Origin of the sequence: Spirosoma endophyticum, from assembly GCF_900112365.1 — a bacterium.
Classification (GTDB): domain Bacteria; phylum Bacteroidota; class Bacteroidia; order Cytophagales; family Spirosomataceae; genus Spirosoma; species Spirosoma endophyticum.
In genome coordinates, this window is the sequence record NZ_FOLQ01000008.1 from 77,544 (window position 1) to 94,457 (window position 16,914).

The 16,914-nt window shown below is 50.6% G+C and carries 11 protein-coding genes; 5 read left to right on the forward strand and 6 right to left on the reverse strand.

Annotation, left to right across the window (positions count from 1 at the left end; all coding sequences use genetic code 11):
• The first annotated feature begins 270 nt into the window (after positions 1-270).
• Genes BM202_RS19990 through BM202_RS20000 form a run of 3 tightly spaced genes read left to right on the forward strand, consistent with a single transcriptional unit; the run spans position 271 to position 4,087 of the window.
• A complete protein-coding gene (locus tag BM202_RS19990; RefSeq protein WP_093829390.1) occupies positions 271-810 on the forward strand; it encodes a (2Fe-2S)-binding protein in 540 nt (179 codons plus the stop codon).
• Positions 807-1,826, forward strand: a complete 1,020-nt coding sequence (locus BM202_RS19995) for an FAD binding domain-containing protein (protein WP_093829392.1) — start codon at positions 807-809, stop codon at positions 1,824-1,826. Before BM202_RS19990 ends, BM202_RS19995 begins: the two co-directional genes overlap by 4 nt.
• Entirely contained in the window at positions 1,823-4,087 is a 2,265-nt protein-coding gene (locus tag BM202_RS20000; protein WP_093829394.1) for a xanthine dehydrogenase family protein molybdopterin-binding subunit, read from the forward strand. The genes BM202_RS19995 and BM202_RS20000 overlap by 4 nt, the downstream gene beginning before the upstream one ends.
• Positions 4,088-4,248: 161 nt before the next feature.
• Here BM202_RS20000 and BM202_RS20005 read toward each other — a convergent pair whose 3' ends face one another.
• The 4 genes from BM202_RS20005 to BM202_RS20020 all read right to left on the reverse strand — a co-directional run bounded on the left by BM202_RS20005 (position 4,249) and on the right by BM202_RS20020 (position 11,927).
• On the reverse strand, positions 4,249-5,841 hold the full coding sequence (locus BM202_RS20005; protein ID WP_093829396.1) for a serine hydrolase domain-containing protein: 1,593 nt from the start codon (positions 5,839-5,841) through the stop codon (positions 4,249-4,251).
• A 96-nt stretch (positions 5,842-5,937) separates the two neighbouring features.
• Complete coding sequence (locus BM202_RS20010) at positions 5,938-7,731, reverse strand: glycoside hydrolase family 9 protein (RefSeq protein WP_093829398.1); 1,794 nt, start codon at positions 7,729-7,731, stop codon at positions 5,938-5,940.
• 117 nt (positions 7,732-7,848) lie between these two features.
• Complete coding sequence (locus tag BM202_RS20015) at positions 7,849-10,014, reverse strand: plastocyanin/azurin family copper-binding protein (RefSeq protein WP_093829752.1); 2,166 nt, start codon at positions 10,012-10,014, stop codon at positions 7,849-7,851.
• A gap of 26 nt (positions 10,015-10,040) precedes the next feature.
• Complete coding sequence (locus BM202_RS20020) at positions 10,041-11,927, reverse strand: 3-keto-disaccharide hydrolase (RefSeq protein WP_093829400.1); 1,887 nt, start codon at positions 11,925-11,927, stop codon at positions 10,041-10,043.
• 149 nt (positions 11,928-12,076) lie between these two features.
• Here BM202_RS20020 and BM202_RS20025 point away from each other — a divergent pair, with 149 nt between their 5' ends.
• Positions 12,077-12,586, forward strand: coding sequence for a YybH family protein (locus BM202_RS20025; RefSeq protein WP_093829402.1), 510 nt, complete (start codon positions 12,077-12,079; stop codon positions 12,584-12,586).
• A gap of 257 nt (positions 12,587-12,843) precedes the next feature.
• Here BM202_RS20025 and BM202_RS36695 read toward each other — a convergent pair whose 3' ends face one another.
• On the reverse strand, positions 12,844-13,125 hold the full coding sequence (locus BM202_RS36695) for a hypothetical protein (RefSeq protein WP_143100720.1): 282 nt from the start codon (positions 13,123-13,125) through the stop codon (positions 12,844-12,846).
• Positions 13,126-13,395: 270 nt separating this feature from the next.
• A complete protein-coding gene (locus BM202_RS20035; protein WP_093829404.1) occupies positions 13,396-15,108 on the reverse strand; it encodes a glutamine--tRNA ligase/YqeY domain fusion protein in 1,713 nt (570 codons plus the stop codon).
• Between the two features lie 390 nt (positions 15,109-15,498).
• Here BM202_RS20035 and BM202_RS20040 point away from each other — a divergent pair, with 390 nt between their 5' ends.
• A complete protein-coding gene (locus BM202_RS20040) occupies positions 15,499-16,839 on the forward strand; it encodes a TolC family protein (RefSeq protein ID WP_093829406.1) in 1,341 nt (446 codons plus the stop codon).
• Positions 16,840-16,914: the final 75 nt, after the last annotated feature.

The following is a 16,914-nucleotide window of genomic DNA, read 5'->3' on the forward strand; positions in this document are numbered from 1 at the left end:
GTCAGTCGAATTTAGGCGAAATAATGCAATAGACGCGCTTTTTTGATTGAAGTCGCCAGTTTTACTACGTATCGATACAAGATATTTTCTGAATGCAACTTCTGTTAAATCTGATTTTCAGGGCTGACCGGCACAGTTTAATGGTCTGGAAGGTTTCGTGAGATTATTGGTCATTCGCTGCCTTGATTTCCCCATTATCTGGTTTTTAAAAACAACTCCTCCTGCTAACGGTTTTGGGACTAGATACTAATAAACTCATCCCGAAACGTTATGATGCCTGCTGTAGAATCAGGTACGCTTGAGAAGCGGCCACCTTCTTTACCTTCTGTTCAAACCGTCACGCTGACGGTGAATGGTAAAGAAACTAAATTACAAATTGCCCCCTGGACTACGTTGCTCGATGCGCTTCGGGAGTATATGGACTTGACCGGCACCAAAAAAGGCTGCGATCATGGACAGTGCGGAGCCTGCACGGTACTGGTAAACGACAAACGTATCAATTCCTGCCTGTCCCTGGCGATCATGCAGGAAGGCGCGAAGATCACCACGATCGAAGGTATTGCCGGAACGTATACCGATGCCCCGGCGGGCCTTCATCCCCTTCAGAAATCCTTTATTGAGCGCGACGCCTTTCAATGCGGTTACTGCACACCGGGTCAGATTTGCTCGGCAGTTGGACTGATGAACGAGGGGAATGCCAAAACTACGGCTGACATTCGAGAGCTGATGAGCGGAAATATCTGCCGGTGTGGAGCCTATACGAACATTGTGGACGCGATTGAGGACGTACTAAACGAGAAAGCCGCATGAACAGCTTCACCTACACCCGAACCGAAGACGTAGACACCGCTGTGCTCGAACGGTCATCAGAGCAGACGTCCAAATTCATTGCGGGCGGCACTAACCTCATCGACCTGATGAAGGAAAATGTGGAGCGTCCCACGCGCTTGATCGACATAACGCACCTTCCGTTGACCTCAATTACCGATACGGTAAACGGAGGTTTGCGACTGGGTGCGCTGGTAACTAATGCCGATACGGCTTATAACGAGCAGGTTATTCAACGCTATCCGCTTTTGTCGCAGACAATTCTGGCGGGTGCGTCGCCCCAGTTACGGAATATGGCGACCGATGGGGGAAACCTGCTGCAACGTACCCGCTGCTACTATTTTTACGATACCGCTACGCCCTGCAACAAACGGGAACCCGGCTCTGGCTGTTCGGCGATTAACGGCTTCAATCGGATTCACGCCATTCTGGGTACCGCCCCAGACAATAGTGGGCTGGGACAACCGCAATGCATCGCTACGCATCCGTCTGATATGTGTGTCGCACTGGCGGCACTGGAAGCGGAGGTTCGTGTGACCGGAATCAATGGGGAACGTACCATTCCTTTCGCTGACTTCCATCGGTTGCCCGGCAATACGCCCAATATCGACAACACACTTGAACCCGGCGAACTCATTACATCCATTGACCTTCCTGCCAAAGGTTTCCCGAAATATTATGCCTACCTGAAACTTCGTGATCGGGCGTCGTATGCCTTTGCGTTGGTGTCGGTAGCCGTTGCACTGGAAATGGACGGCGATACCATCACTACCGCCCGAATTGCCCTTGGTGGCGTAGCGCATAAACCCTGGCGTAAGCCCGAAGCCGAAGCAAAACTTATTGGCAAACCGGCGACGAAAGAAAATTTCCAGGCTGCTGCCGAACTGCTGCTGGCGGGTGCCCAGGGATTTGGTCATAACACATTCAAAATTGAACTGGCTAAACGTGCCATTGTGCGCGCGCTGGGACAAGCCGCTAAACTCGAACCAACCGCATGAGCACACCACAAAAAATAAACAAATCCGTCGGAAAGCCCATTAGCCGCGTTGACGGAGTCGAAAAGGTAACGGGCAAAGCCAAGTATGCCGCTGAGTTTAACGTACCGGATTTAGCCTATGGTGTTGTTGTCTCCAGCGCCATTGCGAAGGGTAAAATCAAGTCACTCGATACCAGCGATGCATTGGCGCTTGATGGCGTATTGCAGGTGTTTACGCACGAAAATCGGCCGAAGATTGCGTGGTTTGACATAAGCTATAATGATCAGGATGCGCCACCGGGCTCGCCTTTTCGACCACTGTATGATGCGACGATAAAATACAGTGGCCAACCGATTGCGCTGGTCGTTGCCGAGACCTTCGAAGTGGCGCGATATGCCGCTACGTTGATCCGGGCTGATTACGAAGAAGCGACGCACGAAACCGATCTGGAAGCCAATCTGCACAAAGCCCGCAAACCTAAATCTGGTATTGCTTCGTTGCTGAAGCCCCCACCACCCAAGCCACGAGGTGATTTTGATAAAGTGTATGAGGAAGACCCCAATAAAATAACTGGCCGCTACGTCCATGCGGCTGAACATCATAATCCGATGGAGCTGTTTGCGACCACGGTTGTTTTTGAAAAGGGTGGGAAAGACGGTAAAGGCAAACTGACGATTTACGACAAAACGCAGGGCGTTACGAACAGTAGCATGTACGTGTCGCAGGTGTTCAATATTCCTTCCGACGATATTCGGGTGTTGTCGCCTTATATGGGTGGTGGTTTTGGATCAGGGTTAAGACCTCAATACCAGCTATTTCTATCGGTACTGGCGGCTCGCGAGCTGAAACGATCGGTGCGGGTTTCGCTAACGCGCCAGCAAATGTTCACGTTTGGACACCGTCCCGCAACGGTGCAGAATGTCGCCCTGGGTGCGCTGGAAGATGGAACCCTGAATGCTCTTTGCCATGATGCGACAGGCGAAACCTCACAGTTTGAGGACTATACCGAAATCGTGGTTAGTTGGGGCGGGATGCTTTATCCGCCAAAGAACGTAACGATGGAGTACAAGGTGGTTCCGCTGGATGTCTACAGTCCGCTCGACATGCGTGCACCGGGGGGGGTAACGGGCATGCATGCCCTAGAAGTGGCCATGGATGAACTGGCTTACAACCTCGGTATGGACCCGCTTCAGCTACGGTTAAAGAACTACACCGATATCGACCATAACGAAGACCGGCCTTTTTCCAGCAAAGAACTTCGGGAGTGTTTCCGGCAGGGGGCCGAACGCTTTGGCTGGTCCAGTCGTAATCCGGAACCACGCTCCATGAAGAAAGATCATAACCTGATTGGCTGGGGAATGGCGACCGGAATCTGGGATGCGAACCAGATGCCCTCGCGTGCTGAAGCGGTCTTGATGGTGAATGGCAAACTGCGCGTAAGCTGCGCTACGGCCGATATTGGGACAGGTACGTATACCATTATGACGCAGATTGCCGCCGACACGCTCGGTATGCCGATGGAGGATGTTTTGTTCAAACTTGGCGACACTGACTTGCCATTTTCGCTGATTTCGGGTGGTTCCTGGACAGCCGCCAGTGTTGGATCGGCGGTGCAGGAAGCGTGTCAGGCTGTCGGAAAGTCACTGCTCAAGCTTGCCAAAAAGATGCCTGCCTCACCCTTCAAGGGGGTGAAATGGGAAGATATTGAATTTGCTGACAGTCATCTACGGCTAAAAAGCGATCAATCTGTTGCGGTTTCCCTGCAAACACTGGTTGATCAGAACGGCGGGAAAGCCGTTCGGGAATCCGTAACCTCATTGCCTAATGCCTTCAAGCAGAAGGACTACACCCGCAGTGCGCACTCGGCGGTTTTTGCCGAGGTTATGGTCGATGAAGACCTTGGCACGGTGAAAGTTACCCGCGTAGTAAGCGCTATTGCGGCTGGTCGTATTCTGAATCCCAAGACATCGCGAAGTCAGATTCTGGGTGGTATGGTTTGGGGAATCAGTAAAGCGCTGGAAGAAGAAAGTGCTATGGATCACAACTTTGGTCGGTTTATGAACCACAGTCTGGCCGAATACCACGTAGCGGTCAACGCCGATATTCACGACCTCGACGTCATTTTCGTGGAAGAACACGACGATATTGTGAATCCCTTGGGCGTGAAAGGACTAGGTGAAATTGGCATCGTCGGGATGCCCGCAGCCATTGCTAATGCTGTTTTCCACGCCACCGGTCGTCGCGTACGAGATTTGCCGATTACACTGGATAAGCTGTTGTAGTTTTTCTGTCATTTAGTTTGTCACGCTGACGTCAGGAATCATCTTGAAATTACCTATTAGTCAAGCCTAAGATGCTTCCTGACGTCAGCGTGACAAATTAAAAACACCCGTGCCACAGTCTTGAATTGTGGGACGGGTATTTTATTCAAACGAAACACAACTTAAGCCACGACTTTCCCTTCCAGTACAGGTCGTTTGTCTTTCGTTTTATTAATAATGCTGAGGCTGCTCTGAAACTCCACCTGTACACCTTCTTTCCCGAACCGGCAGGTGACCATATCGTAATGAGCCGTTTCGATAAATCGCCAGATCATGACAAACGTATTGGCGTCTTGCCAACTGCCGCTGCCTGCCACTTTTCGGGAATTCCCACCGGGTACAACGGTTGGCGTCAATGTAAGCGGGGCCAGCGAAAATGTTGTCGTGCTATCCCGCCAGCGATTTACCCCACATAATACCTGATGATCCCCCTGGTCATCCTGAAGTTTGAAGATGCAACCATCTTTTCCGAAGGTCAGCGTTACGTCTTTTACGTGTGTTGAATTGTCGGCAATTGCGTAAGTCTTGCCGCTTATTTGAGACGCAATCGACGACGCTACATTTGTCGCGGCTGGCAAGAGTGTTAACGTTGCCAGTTTTTGTGCCAGAGCGGCCTGTTTGATTTTTTCGCCTGGCAATCCGTTTCCCTGAAGCGCGGGCAGAATGTGATTCCAGACCGCATCGAGAATACCCTGCATATTTCCCGACTCCGACGTAATGGCAACAACAGCATCCTCTTTGGGCAGCACGATACAATATTGACCAAACGCGCCATCACCCCGGTAGGCATCGTGGCGGCACCGCCAGAACTGGTAGCCGTAGCCCTGAATCCAGTCGTTCACACTCTCGTCGCCTTTCCCGCCTTTTGACTCCACTTCTTTGCGGGTTGCGTCGGCAATCCACTCTTCCGAAATCAGGCGTTTGCCATTCCACATGCCTTTTTGTAAATAGAGCTGGCCAAATTTGGCTATGTCTTCGGTGCGTAGCCGAAGGCCCCAGCCGCCGGTGTTGATGCCATTCGGATCGACTTCCCAATCTTCGCCTTCAATGCCCAGCGGGCCGAACAAACGCGGTTTCAGGTACTCAAGAACGGTCTGGCCCGTAAGTTTCTGGACAATGGCCGAGAGCATATACGTAGCACCGCTGTTGTACACAAAAAATGTTCCTGGCTTATGCTCAACGGGAAGGTTTAGGAACGATTTAATCCAATTAGTATCAGAGCCATTCCGAAGTGAAGGCGTCGAGTCTTTGTCGTGCCCGGTCGACATCGTCAGTAAATCCTTCACCCGCATAGTGGCCAGATTTTCGCTGATCGTTGCCGGTACGTCTTTCGGAAAGAACGACACAACCTTATCTTCAACTGTCAATCGTTTTTCCGCAACGGCCATGCCAACCGCCGATGATGTGAAGCTTTTGCTCAACGAATACAGCGTATGCTTCAGTTGCGGTGCGTAGGGTGCCCACCAGCCTTCGGCCACGACTTGCCCATGACGTAGCACCATGACACTGTGCACGTTGAGTTTCTCAGACTCGATCGTATTCACAAAATCCAGCAGTCCCCCGGGTGCAACACCCTGCGTTTCGGGCAGGCTTCGCGGGAGTTTAGCCGTCTTGGCCGGTAACGCCCAACTGGTGTCTGGTAACGTAGTGGCAATCGTCAGGCCAACGGCACCAAAGCCCAGTTGACGAAGAAAATCTCTGCGGTTCAGGTTCATTGTTTTCAGTAAAGGGAATAGTGTATGACAACGTCAATGTTATAAGGCAGGACATAGCCGTTTTTACCACTGCTTTTTTAGAAGAATCGAGGTAGACTATCGTAACTTCTGTTCGCTCTGTAAAGCTTCCAGAGCCGTCGCCAGATAGACGAGTGGCGCATTCCAGTTGATGGCAATCTCGTTGGAGGCATACGAACAGTCGGCGTCGATATACACCTCGTCGGCTAGGGTCGTTGTGTAGCCTGCACATTTGTCCTGCCTGGCGGCATTGGCGTTTGTGCCACCCGATAACAGACCCGGTACAGGCTCGTCGATGCCATCGGCAACAGAAGGGCGATGGTGTGGATGCATGGGCGGTTTACTGCCAAATCCCGTCACAAAGGAGTAGCCGACTGCGTTACGTCCCAGCAGATAATCCAGGTTGCCCAACGCGTAATGAAGATATTGCCTGCGATTAGGTGCATCGGTCAGCCGATACGCCTGCAACAGCGCAATTCCCTGATTAGCCGCTTCGGCACTACTGCCCCAAATGAAATCTTTCGCCGATTTACCCATTACAGTTTGAAACGCCTGTTTATCAGCTCCCCGAATTAACGAATCGGCCATGGAGATAAGATGTCGTTTCACCAGCGGCAACTGTTTTTTACCGATAGCGGTCAGACTTTTCGCGGAACGAGCCAGTGTGTAGTAAGCCAGCGTGCGAACCTTCGCCCATGACGGCAAGGGCGTTTTGTCATCGGGAAACAGATTGACGGCGGTATAATACGTATCATCGTTGGTTGTAACGTAGAGTTCAGCAGCGGCCCAAATCCATTCATCGCTGGCATCGCGGTCTTCATAGCCGCCCGTCACGACGTCGGGGTCGATTTTGGCGTTCATGGCGTTCTGGTTATACGCCAGGTTCGGGTTGGCTTTCGCCCATTTCCAGGCATTGACAGCCGCCGACAGACAGGAGTCGGCCAGACCGGGAAGTTCGCGGTTATATGGTTTGAAAATTCGGCTGGCCTGTGCCATAACAGCGGCAAAATCGAGGGTTGCTGTGATGCTTTTTTGCACGACGTAGCGGTCTTTTACGGCGCTATCTGGCATGATCATTCCGTCGAAGCGAGCGTTGGTGAGTTTATGGTACACCCCGCCGTCGGCCGGGTCCTGCATGGTAAGCATCCACCGTAGGTTCCAGAGAACTTCGTCAAGCAAATCGGGTAACTTATTCTGGCTTTCGGGAATATTGCCCGGTAGCGATTTCGTGTAGGCCGGAAAGTCTTCATACAGCGATAGGAGCGTTCCCATTGTAATCCCTGAATTGACAATGTATTTGTTGTAATCGCCCGCATCATACCAACCTAGTGGCGATGAAATGGTCGTTCCTTCCGGGCGGCTTGCCGACGCTGCGGACGGATGAATTAGTACATGGTTATCTGGATGACCCGCCGGACGCGCCCACTTTCCCGCAAATTTAGTCGGCAAATCAGTGGAGGCCCGCTGGTAGTAAAAGCCTTTCAACGCGCCGATCGCTACGTCCCGGTGTACATTCGGGCGAATAGCAAATGAGTAGGAGTGACCCAGGCCCGGAATGACGACAACGTATGTTCCAGCTTTGGTAAACGTCGAAAAATCGGCGCTATGAGTTGTTTTGCCGGAAATGACGTTCTGCCGGGCTGTACCCAACGTGCCAGTAAATACTACTTTTTTTAGATCTGATGTCATCAGTTGAAACGGTCCTTCAACCGTACCGACAACCACCGCAATTTTAGCCGCAGTGGGATAATAGCCAATTTGGTTAAGCCGGATCACTTCTGATAAGGCCTGCCCACGAACTATTACATTGATTGAGAAGAGCGATAGGAGTAGAGGAAGAAAAAACAGCCGGTTTGTTTTGAAAAGAGTCATGGGCGTAGGTCAGATTTTAAACAAATATGGTGTCAGTTTCTTAAAACCGACACCATATTTGTTTGAGGCTTCCTGGCGCGGGTCGGTCCTGCGATCCGGTTCACCCGTGTCAGGAAATTATTTAACTACTTTCATTGTGCCCTGCATGACGTAGAAATGGCCCGGTACGGAGCATTCGTACATGTAGTCGCCGGGGGTTGATGGGGCGGTGAAATAGATGGTTTCGTTGGTGTTCGGCTGAAGCAGATTGGTATGGTGCAGCACCTTGTCTGATTGAGGAATGTAATTTTTTTCCTGACCTTCAAGCCCTAGTTTCATCGCGAGTTCGCCAACCTGAATCGCTGAGCCGGGCGTTACAACAACGAAGTTGTGCAGCATATCGTCCTCATTATTAAAAACAACCCGAACCTTGCTGCCTGCTTTTACCTGGAACTGTTCCGGGGTGAATTTTAGCCCCGGTTTAGTGCCAAGGGTAATCGTATAATCCGGTTCGCCCCAGGAAGCCGGCATTTCCGTCACCCGTTTCATGGCACTACTGGCCGTCGCCTTTGTTGCAACAGGTTTGGTTGTTTTTCCTTTCGTTGCGGTTGCTTTTGTACTGACTGGTGGTGCCGTTGATGTAGACGCCATCACCATCGCCGAGTGATCGTGCTTGGGTGCTACGTCGGCAAGGGCCAGCTTTTCACCATCGGGAATGTTGTTCAGCGTATAATAGCCAACGTTGTGCAATAAGGCCCGACCATTGGCCGCCCGTACACCGTTCGTCGTGATCTCGTGAATATACCCCAGCCGCAGGCTGTCAACCACCAGACGCGCTTTCATGCCGTCTTTCGACACCACAATGCCGCGAATCGGACAGCCGCCCCGGTTAATAACCGGGCTGCCATACGTGGCGTGGTACTTGTAGTTGAAGCCCGTCACTTTATAGGATGCTGGATCGGCGGCCAATTCCTGATCGACCGGAGCCGTGAATTCGATTTCAAAACCATCCGGCATCGCGTGGATCGTTTTCATCTCAAAAGGCGTCTTTCCCGTCCAGACAAGGCGTTGTAAGCTAAACAATTCTTTACCCGTCGACGACCAGCCCCGACTCGTCATGCCCACGAACATGGAGGCATCATGTCCCCACACCATACGTAGTACGCCGGATGAAAAACCTTCGCGGAATGGAAACACAACACCCTGATATTTGCCCTTAACTTTTTCCAGATCAACGCGCGACAGGATGCTTTGCCCCTGATCACCAATGAACATCTGGTTAGCGAATGGCCCAAATTTCCCGGCTGTGTTATCCGTCAGTAAACCCGATGTCGAGATGCCTAGGATACCATGCGGTAACCAAACGGCGGGCGCTTTCAGTGCCGTAAATCGTTTTGATACGTCGTAGAGAGGCTCGCCCGTGTTCGGTACGTCCTGCGGTTTGATGGTCAATGGCGAACCCGGCATACCCGTCCACCGAAGGCTCTCGGCATTGCCCAGAAAATCCCCTTTTTCTACCTGCGAAATCCGTCCTGAACCAACCCAGTCACCCTGGTTTTCGGTATAGAAATAGTCCCCGGCTGCGTTGAAGCCGTAGCCGGCGGGTGAGCGCATGCCAGCCGCGAACGGCGTCATTTTGCCATCAGGCGTCAGTTCCAGCGTCCAGCCGCGCCAGGGGACCAGACTCACGCCATGTCCCAGGCTATTGCTCCAGCCGACGTTCAGCGTAACCAGCATGTTGCCGTTTGGCAAAAACGTTGGGCCATACGAATATTCATGGTAATTGCCCGACAGCGGCCAGGAGTAAACTTTATCGTAGGAGTCCGCTTTTTGATCACCATCGGTATCGCGCAGGCGGGTCACTTCACTACGTTGGGTTACGTAAATGTCGCCGTCTTTGTAGGTCAATCCCAGCGGTTCATGCAGGCCAGACGCAAACCGTTTGTAAACCGGGCGTTCGGAACCGCTGATCGACGGATTCGACACCAGCCAGACTTCACCCCGACGCGTACAGACGGCCAGACTACCATCGGGCATCGTAACCATGCCGCCCACTTCCAGAATGATGTCTTCAGGAACGGGCAACGAAATCAGTTTATAGAAATCCTCCTCTTTTTCGGGATCAACTTCCGGTTTTGCCAACCCTTTTGGCGCCGGAGCTGGCTGTTTGCTGCTGGAGCTTACGGGCTTGCCATCTTTCGACTGGATCTGCGCCAGCGCGGGCAACGTACTAAAACAGGTCAGGCTGGTAGCAACCAGGGCCGCCAGTGCCAGACGATTTATCGATGGATGAGATACGTTCATGAGAATATTTTTCAGAAAATTGAGCCTTACCAAACAATTGAATAGGTTACGACGCCAACATTATTCGTCGCTTTCACCGGAAGCAACATTTCCTTGGTGTTCTGCGCCGTATTGCGGATAACGGGTTTCGCAGTGCCCGGCAGCTCAATAAAATACTGCTTGTCGTTTATCGCGTACAGACCATTTGGCAACACGGTGATGTCTTTTCCTTCGGCAACGCGACACCAGATTTCCTTCGTTTCGGAACCTGGAGTGACCGTAAACGAGTGCGCCAATTTTCGGCCCTCGTCCGTGGACGCCAATGATTCGCGTACGTTTGCTCCCCCCAACGTATACTTGAAAACCGGCCGACCTGATTTGTCAACATCGTAGCCCAGGTTAGTATACGTAGCGTTTGAATCGGGCCAGGCCGCATTTTGATCGGTCAGGAACGTAAGAGATGGCTTGCCCGGTAACTCAATCACGCTACCCAGCGGAACGGATAATTGGGTTTCGCCCCGACCGTGCCACATGGGCGTTGTGTCCAGAAAATCGCCCCGCCAGATTTGCAAAAATTCACCCTTGCGAAGATCGACCGTGTAGTTCGCGTCATTGGGTTCGCCAACCGAAATGGTATGCGTGTGCTTGATGCCGTGATGATTTACAAAACCCCGTTGCATAACCGGCTCATTGGTCGCTATCTCTTTGATCTGACTAACGGCTTCTTCAATACGTATCACCGGATTCAGTGGCGTATATTGAACGCCGGGGCCTTCGATCGTCAGCTGAATGTCATTGCTGCGGGCGTACCAGAATCCGAAGTTTTTATAATAAGCCAGTTCAAAGGGAAAATCGCCCGCTTCCAGATTCGTGGTAATTGTTGCAAAATTGTTGTCCTTGCCAGTTATGGTCAGGAGTTTTTTACCCGCAATGGATAACTCGCCCGCTCCGTTTGGATTCGTGGGAAGCGTTTCATTGGGAATAAAACGTAGCGTCAGATTCAGCAGATATTGCCCGGCGCGGGGAATGTGAATCGTACCGGTGATTTTTCCGCCAAAATTATCCCGGCTACCCGGTGCCTGATGCGCTAGAATCTCAATCGGCATCTCCCGTTTCGGCGTGAGCGCGTTGAAGTCGTCTACTGATTTGAATTTGCCATCGTAGGCTTTCAGCGTAAGCTTGGTTAAAGTAACTGGCTCAATACCATACGCTTTGTACTTGATATTCCGAATCGCTACAGGGCCGTGATCGCCCTGAATCATGAGTGGCCCGGTTGGTTTTTCATCCTGAAACGCAGCGGCTCGCGTTGGCCCGGTTACTTCAATGTTTTCATGGATGGTAACGCCATTCTGGATAACCTTGATGAACTTGGCATTAGCAATTTTCTCCCCTTTTTCATTGAAGCGTGGTGCGCGGAACACAATTTTAAAATGCTGCCATAGCCCAGGAGCTTTGCTGACATTCTGCGAGGGTGGATGACCTTCGTAGCCTTTGCGACCTTCGGGACGGCTTTCGTCCCAACGTTCATAAATCGATCCGCAATCGACTGACTTCGGGTCTTTTTCGCCCCAGCTATCGAACAGTTGAATTTCGTACCGGCTTTGCAGATAAATGCCCGAATTAGAGCCTTTCTCCATCATGAAATCCAGCTCCAGCTCCAGGTCACCGTGTTCCATTTTGGTGAACAACTGATCTTTACTCTTTCCAGAAAGATCGTTGACCAGAATGCTGGTTCCTGCTTTGGTACTTGCTTTGCCATTTTTGTTGATGTCGTAGAAGACATCGCCAACGATTTTCCAGTTTCCACCGGTTGGCTTAAAGTCGTTGAGATTCTGAAGGTTAAGCGTTGCGTAAGGTAATTCATTGGTTTGCGCCGATACACTAAATGTATAGAGTAACAGGCACAAAAGAGACCAACAGACAGGACGTTGCATAAACAGTAAATAAAAAAGGATTTTTCTACCCCAAAGTTAAGTTTTACTACGGTACCTACCCAAAAAGAAAATTAAGAGTGGGTGAAAATATGGGCGTGGAATAACTTCTCATCATTGCCATACTGTAAAACCTGCCCTATCTTCCGCCAATGAAGAAATTGCTACGTATTGATTTACTGATTGTCGCCTTGGCGGTAATAACACCGCTGGTCTCCCCGGCTCAGAACACACCGAAGCAGCAGGCCGCAACAACGGATGAGGCTGCTATTCGAGCCTTGCGCGCCCAGTCGAATCAGGCTATTCAGTCGCGTGACCTCACGGCCTTCGGCCAGACCATGTTGCCTGATATTGACGTAACGCGGGGGAGTGGTTCACACGTATCGGGCCGGGATTCGGTGCTGGCATCCGTGGCACCACAATTTAAAGACGCTACGTTCCTCGGGTACGTCCGCACCACCGACAGCATCCAGATCAGTACGTTCAATCCCCTTGCTGCCGAGCATGGTCACTGGACCGGCCGTTTCCAGCGTCCCGACGGCATTCAAACAATTACGGGTACGTATCTGTCCATGTGGCGCAAAACCGAATCGGGCTGGAAAATCCGCTCCGAACTGTTTGTGAGTTTAGGTTGCACCGGGAGCGCGGATTGTGGGAAGTGAGGAATGAAAACCTATACGTTTGGAATACGACCTATTTTCTGACTTCGTTCGATTGGCGTACTCGATTTAATCACCAATCCTCCGTTGTCTGACGGTGGGTTTGCGGGATTTGAGTAGTAAATAGCCTTAGCCCGCCGAATGAGTTTCAGCGCAGCCGCTAACCGTTCCTACAGTGTTTTGGCCCGCCAATATTCTTTATCGTAAGCCGGAATGTCGTCGAAATTGCTCGATTTGTGGATGAGCGGCATGAGCGGAAACTAAAAGACAGGACTTACTCCAATGTGCAATTCCTGAAACCAGCCTAATAATTGAGAGCCAGTAATTGAAAAAGAGTTAAATAAAGCTACCTGATACACTATTACAGCAATCATATGCCAATAGCCAAGCTTAGCAATAAAGAGATCTCGTTTCGGGTAATCTTGTTTCAATTGATCACATAATATTCTATACTCAGTATAGTCTTTTCCCAAAAAGGAACCACCAGTTAGCTTGGCAATGAATTCATTGCGTGACCAATTCCTAGCTTTAAGATCATGCAAATGGGCAATTATAAAAAAATGATTGAGTGCAAAAATTATACCCCATATTGGCGATTGACATTGATAGGCAGCAACTGCTCCTGCAAGCAGTAGTAAGCCTTCTTTTTGAAGTTAGCTATCAACCTCAGACCATGAATGTTGATTTTTCATAACACGTGTATAAAAAGATTTAGACCGATCTATTTAGATCGGTCTAAATCTATATAATTGATTTATGATTCTCAAATCACCCCTTCTTCACTTCCTTATAATTGATTTATGATTCTCAAATCACCCCTTCTTCACTTCCTTCGCAAACGAATCTTTCAACGTAACGGTCCGGTTGAAAACGGGCCGGTCGGCGGTGGAGTCGGGGTCGAGAATGAAGTAGCCTTTGCGCATGAACTGGAAATTGCTTTGCGCACCAGAACGGGCCGCTTCCACCAACGCCGGTTCGACAAAAGCACGTACCGTCGACAATGAATTTGGGTTCAGCAACTCTTTGAAATCGCGTTCGTCGGCGGCAGGGTTCTCGACGGAGAATAGTCGGTCGTAAAGACGGACTTCGGCTTCAACCGCATGTGGCACCGATACCCAGTGGATCGTGCCTTTCACGCTCATACCCGACGTATCGGAACCGCTCTTGGTTTCGGGAAGGTAAGTACAGCGCAGCTCGATAATCTCGCCCGCGTTGTCTTTCACGACTTCGTCGCATTTGATGATATACGCGCCTTTCAGCCGTACCATACCGCCCGGAAACAACCGGAAGAATTTCTTCGGCGGATTTTCCAGAAAGTCGTCTCGCTCAATGTATACCTCGCGACTAAACGGTACGTCGCGTTCGCCCGCCGTTGGGTCTTCGGGACTATTTTCGATCCGCATGATTTCCTCGCGGCCCACTTCATAATTCGTGATGACGAGTTTTAGCGGCTTTTCGTCCAAAACGGCCATTACGCGGTGGGTCGTTTTGTTCAACTCTTCCCGGATGCAGAATTCCAGCAAACCCACGTCGATTAGGTTGTCGCGCTTGGCGATGCCAATGCGGTCGGCGAATTCGCGGATGCTAGCGGGTGTGTAGCCTCGCCGACGAATACCGGCAATGGTCGGCATGCGAGGATCGTCCCAACCACTCACGTGGCCTTCTTCCACCAATAGTTTCAGTTTCCGTTTGCTCATGACCGTGTAGGTCAGGTTGAGCCGCGCAAATTCAATCTGGCGGGATGGGAAAATGTTCAGCTTGTCGATAAACCACTCGTACAAGGGACGGTGTACTTCAAATTCCAGCGTACAGAGCGAGTGCGTAATATGCTCGATCGCATCCGATTGCCCATGCGCGAAATCGTACATCGGGTAGATGCACCACGTATCGCCCGTGCGGTGGTGATGGGCGTGTTTGATGCGATAGATGATCGGGTCACGCAACTGCATGTTCGGCGACGCCATATCGACTTTGGCACGTAGCACTTTTGCCCCGTCGGGGTACTCGCCTGCTTTCATGCGCCGGAACAGATCGAGGTTTTCGTCCACGCTCCGGTCGCGGTATTGACTTATCCGACCGGGCTCGGTAGGCGTGCCTTTTTGAGCCGCAATTTCTTCCGAGGTCGAATCATCGACATATGCCAGTCCCTTCGAGATCAGGGTTTCGGCGAACTGGTAAATCTGGTCGAAGTAATCAGATGCGTAGAACTCATTCTCCCAGTCGAAGCCGAGCCAGTGAACGTCATTCTTGATGGAATCTACGTATTCAGTGTCTTCCGTAACCGGGTTTGTATCGTCGAACCGTAGATTGGTTTGGCCGCCGTATTTATCGGCGAGTCCGAAATTGAGGCAAATCGACTTGGCATGGCCAATGTGCAGATATCCGTTTGGCTCGGGTGGAAAGCGCGTATGAATTCGCCCACCGTTTTTGCCGGATTCAATATCCTCTTCTACGATTTGTTCAATGAAGTTAAGAGACTTTTCGCCAGATGTACGTTCGTCGGAGTCTTTGGGTGCTTCGGTCATGTCGCTTAATCGCTACTGATAAAGCCCCGAAATTACGGCCTTTGAGTGGGTTTGACAAACCGGAGAGCGAGTTGTTCTGAAATGTAAGGGTAGGTAAGGGATGGCTGTGAACCGACAACGTTTTATCGTTTCCACTACTTACTTATAACAAATGTAGCGCATTCGCTGTTACGATTCGACTAATCGATATTTCAGGTAAATTGCCTCTGTATCAGGTAGTTTTGTGTAGTTAATTTATGGGTTGAATCTCCGGATTATTACTTAGGCAACTGATGGATGGCCGTTAAATTCTTAGTTGTAAACGAACAAAACGCTAATCGGAAATAGTTGTTAGATAGTACACGTTGTTGACTAATGTTGTTGCCGTGTATTATTGCACCTCACTGTCTTATGAAGAAGAGTTGGTTTACATTACTTGTTGGGGTCTTTAGCGTGTTTGGGCATTTGGGGTTTGCGCAAAAAACGTCTGATTCATTGGCAAAACAGGCATACCTGACGGACTGTGTTCAGTATGCGCTAAGTCATCAACCCGTTATCCGTCAATCCCTTATTGATCAGGAAGTTGCCGAACGTACGGTTCAAAGTTCGCTGGCGGCCTGGTATCCGCAATTGTCGGCTGGGTACAATCTTATCCATAACCTTAAACTACCTACTACGATTTTCCCCGATCCAACGACCGGCGAAAGCGTTCCCCGGACAATCGGTGCCAAAAACACCTCGACAGCGTCCCTTTCGTTAACCCAAAGCATTTTTAGCCGGGACCTGTTGCTGGCGAGCCGAACGGCTGATGCGTATCGGGCGCAGGCGACTCAGGTGACGGTACGTAATAAAATCGACGTAGTGGTTAATGTCAGCAAAGCGTTTTACGACGTCATTCTGACACAGCGGCAGGTTGACATCCTGAGTGAAGACATTACCCGGTTGCAGCGTAGCTTACAGGACGCCACCAACCAGTATCAGGGCGGGATTGTCGATAAAACTGATCCACAGCGAGCCAAAATTGCCCTCAATAATTCCCGCGCCCAGCAGAAGCAATTTCGCGATCAGGTGGGCGCCAAAGTCCAGACGCTTAAGCAGTTAATGGGGTATCCGCCAAATATGGTGCTCAACGTAAGCTATGATACGCTTCAGTTATTTAACGAAGTTGCTATGGACACGACTCTACTGGTGAATCCGCAGCGCCGTATCGAGTACCAGCTTTTGCAAACGCAAGGTCAGCTACTGGCGGCCAACGTGCGTTACCAACGATGGGCTTATCTGCCTACGGTAGGCGCCTTTGCCAATTACAACCTGCTCTTCCAGAACAACGCTTTCGGACAATTATATAGCCAGAGCTTCCCTAACTCATTGATGGGTCTGTCATTAGCCTTGCCCATTTTTCAGGGCGGGCGACGCATTCAGCAGACGAAAATTGCCGAATTACAGGTTCAGCGGTTGAACTGGGATTTGAGTGCGTTGACCAGTGCCGTCGACGCTGAATATGCGCAGGCACTTTCCAACTACAAAGGCAATTTGGCTAATTATCTGGCCTTGCGTGAAAATCAGTTATTGGCTGAGGATGTGTATCGGGTTATCAACCTGCAATACCGATCCGGCATAAAAACCTATCTGGACGTTACCATTGCTGAAGCTGACCTGCGAACGGCCCGCCTGAACGTATTCAATGCGTTGTATCAGGTATTAATCAGCAAGCTGGATGTTCAGCGAGCGTTGGGTGAAATTCGATTTTGACGTATCGTCGGGTTTTAACTCCGAGTAAGTTTATAAGTAAGAAATACAAATGAGTTGCCTCGGTCCGGGGTTTGA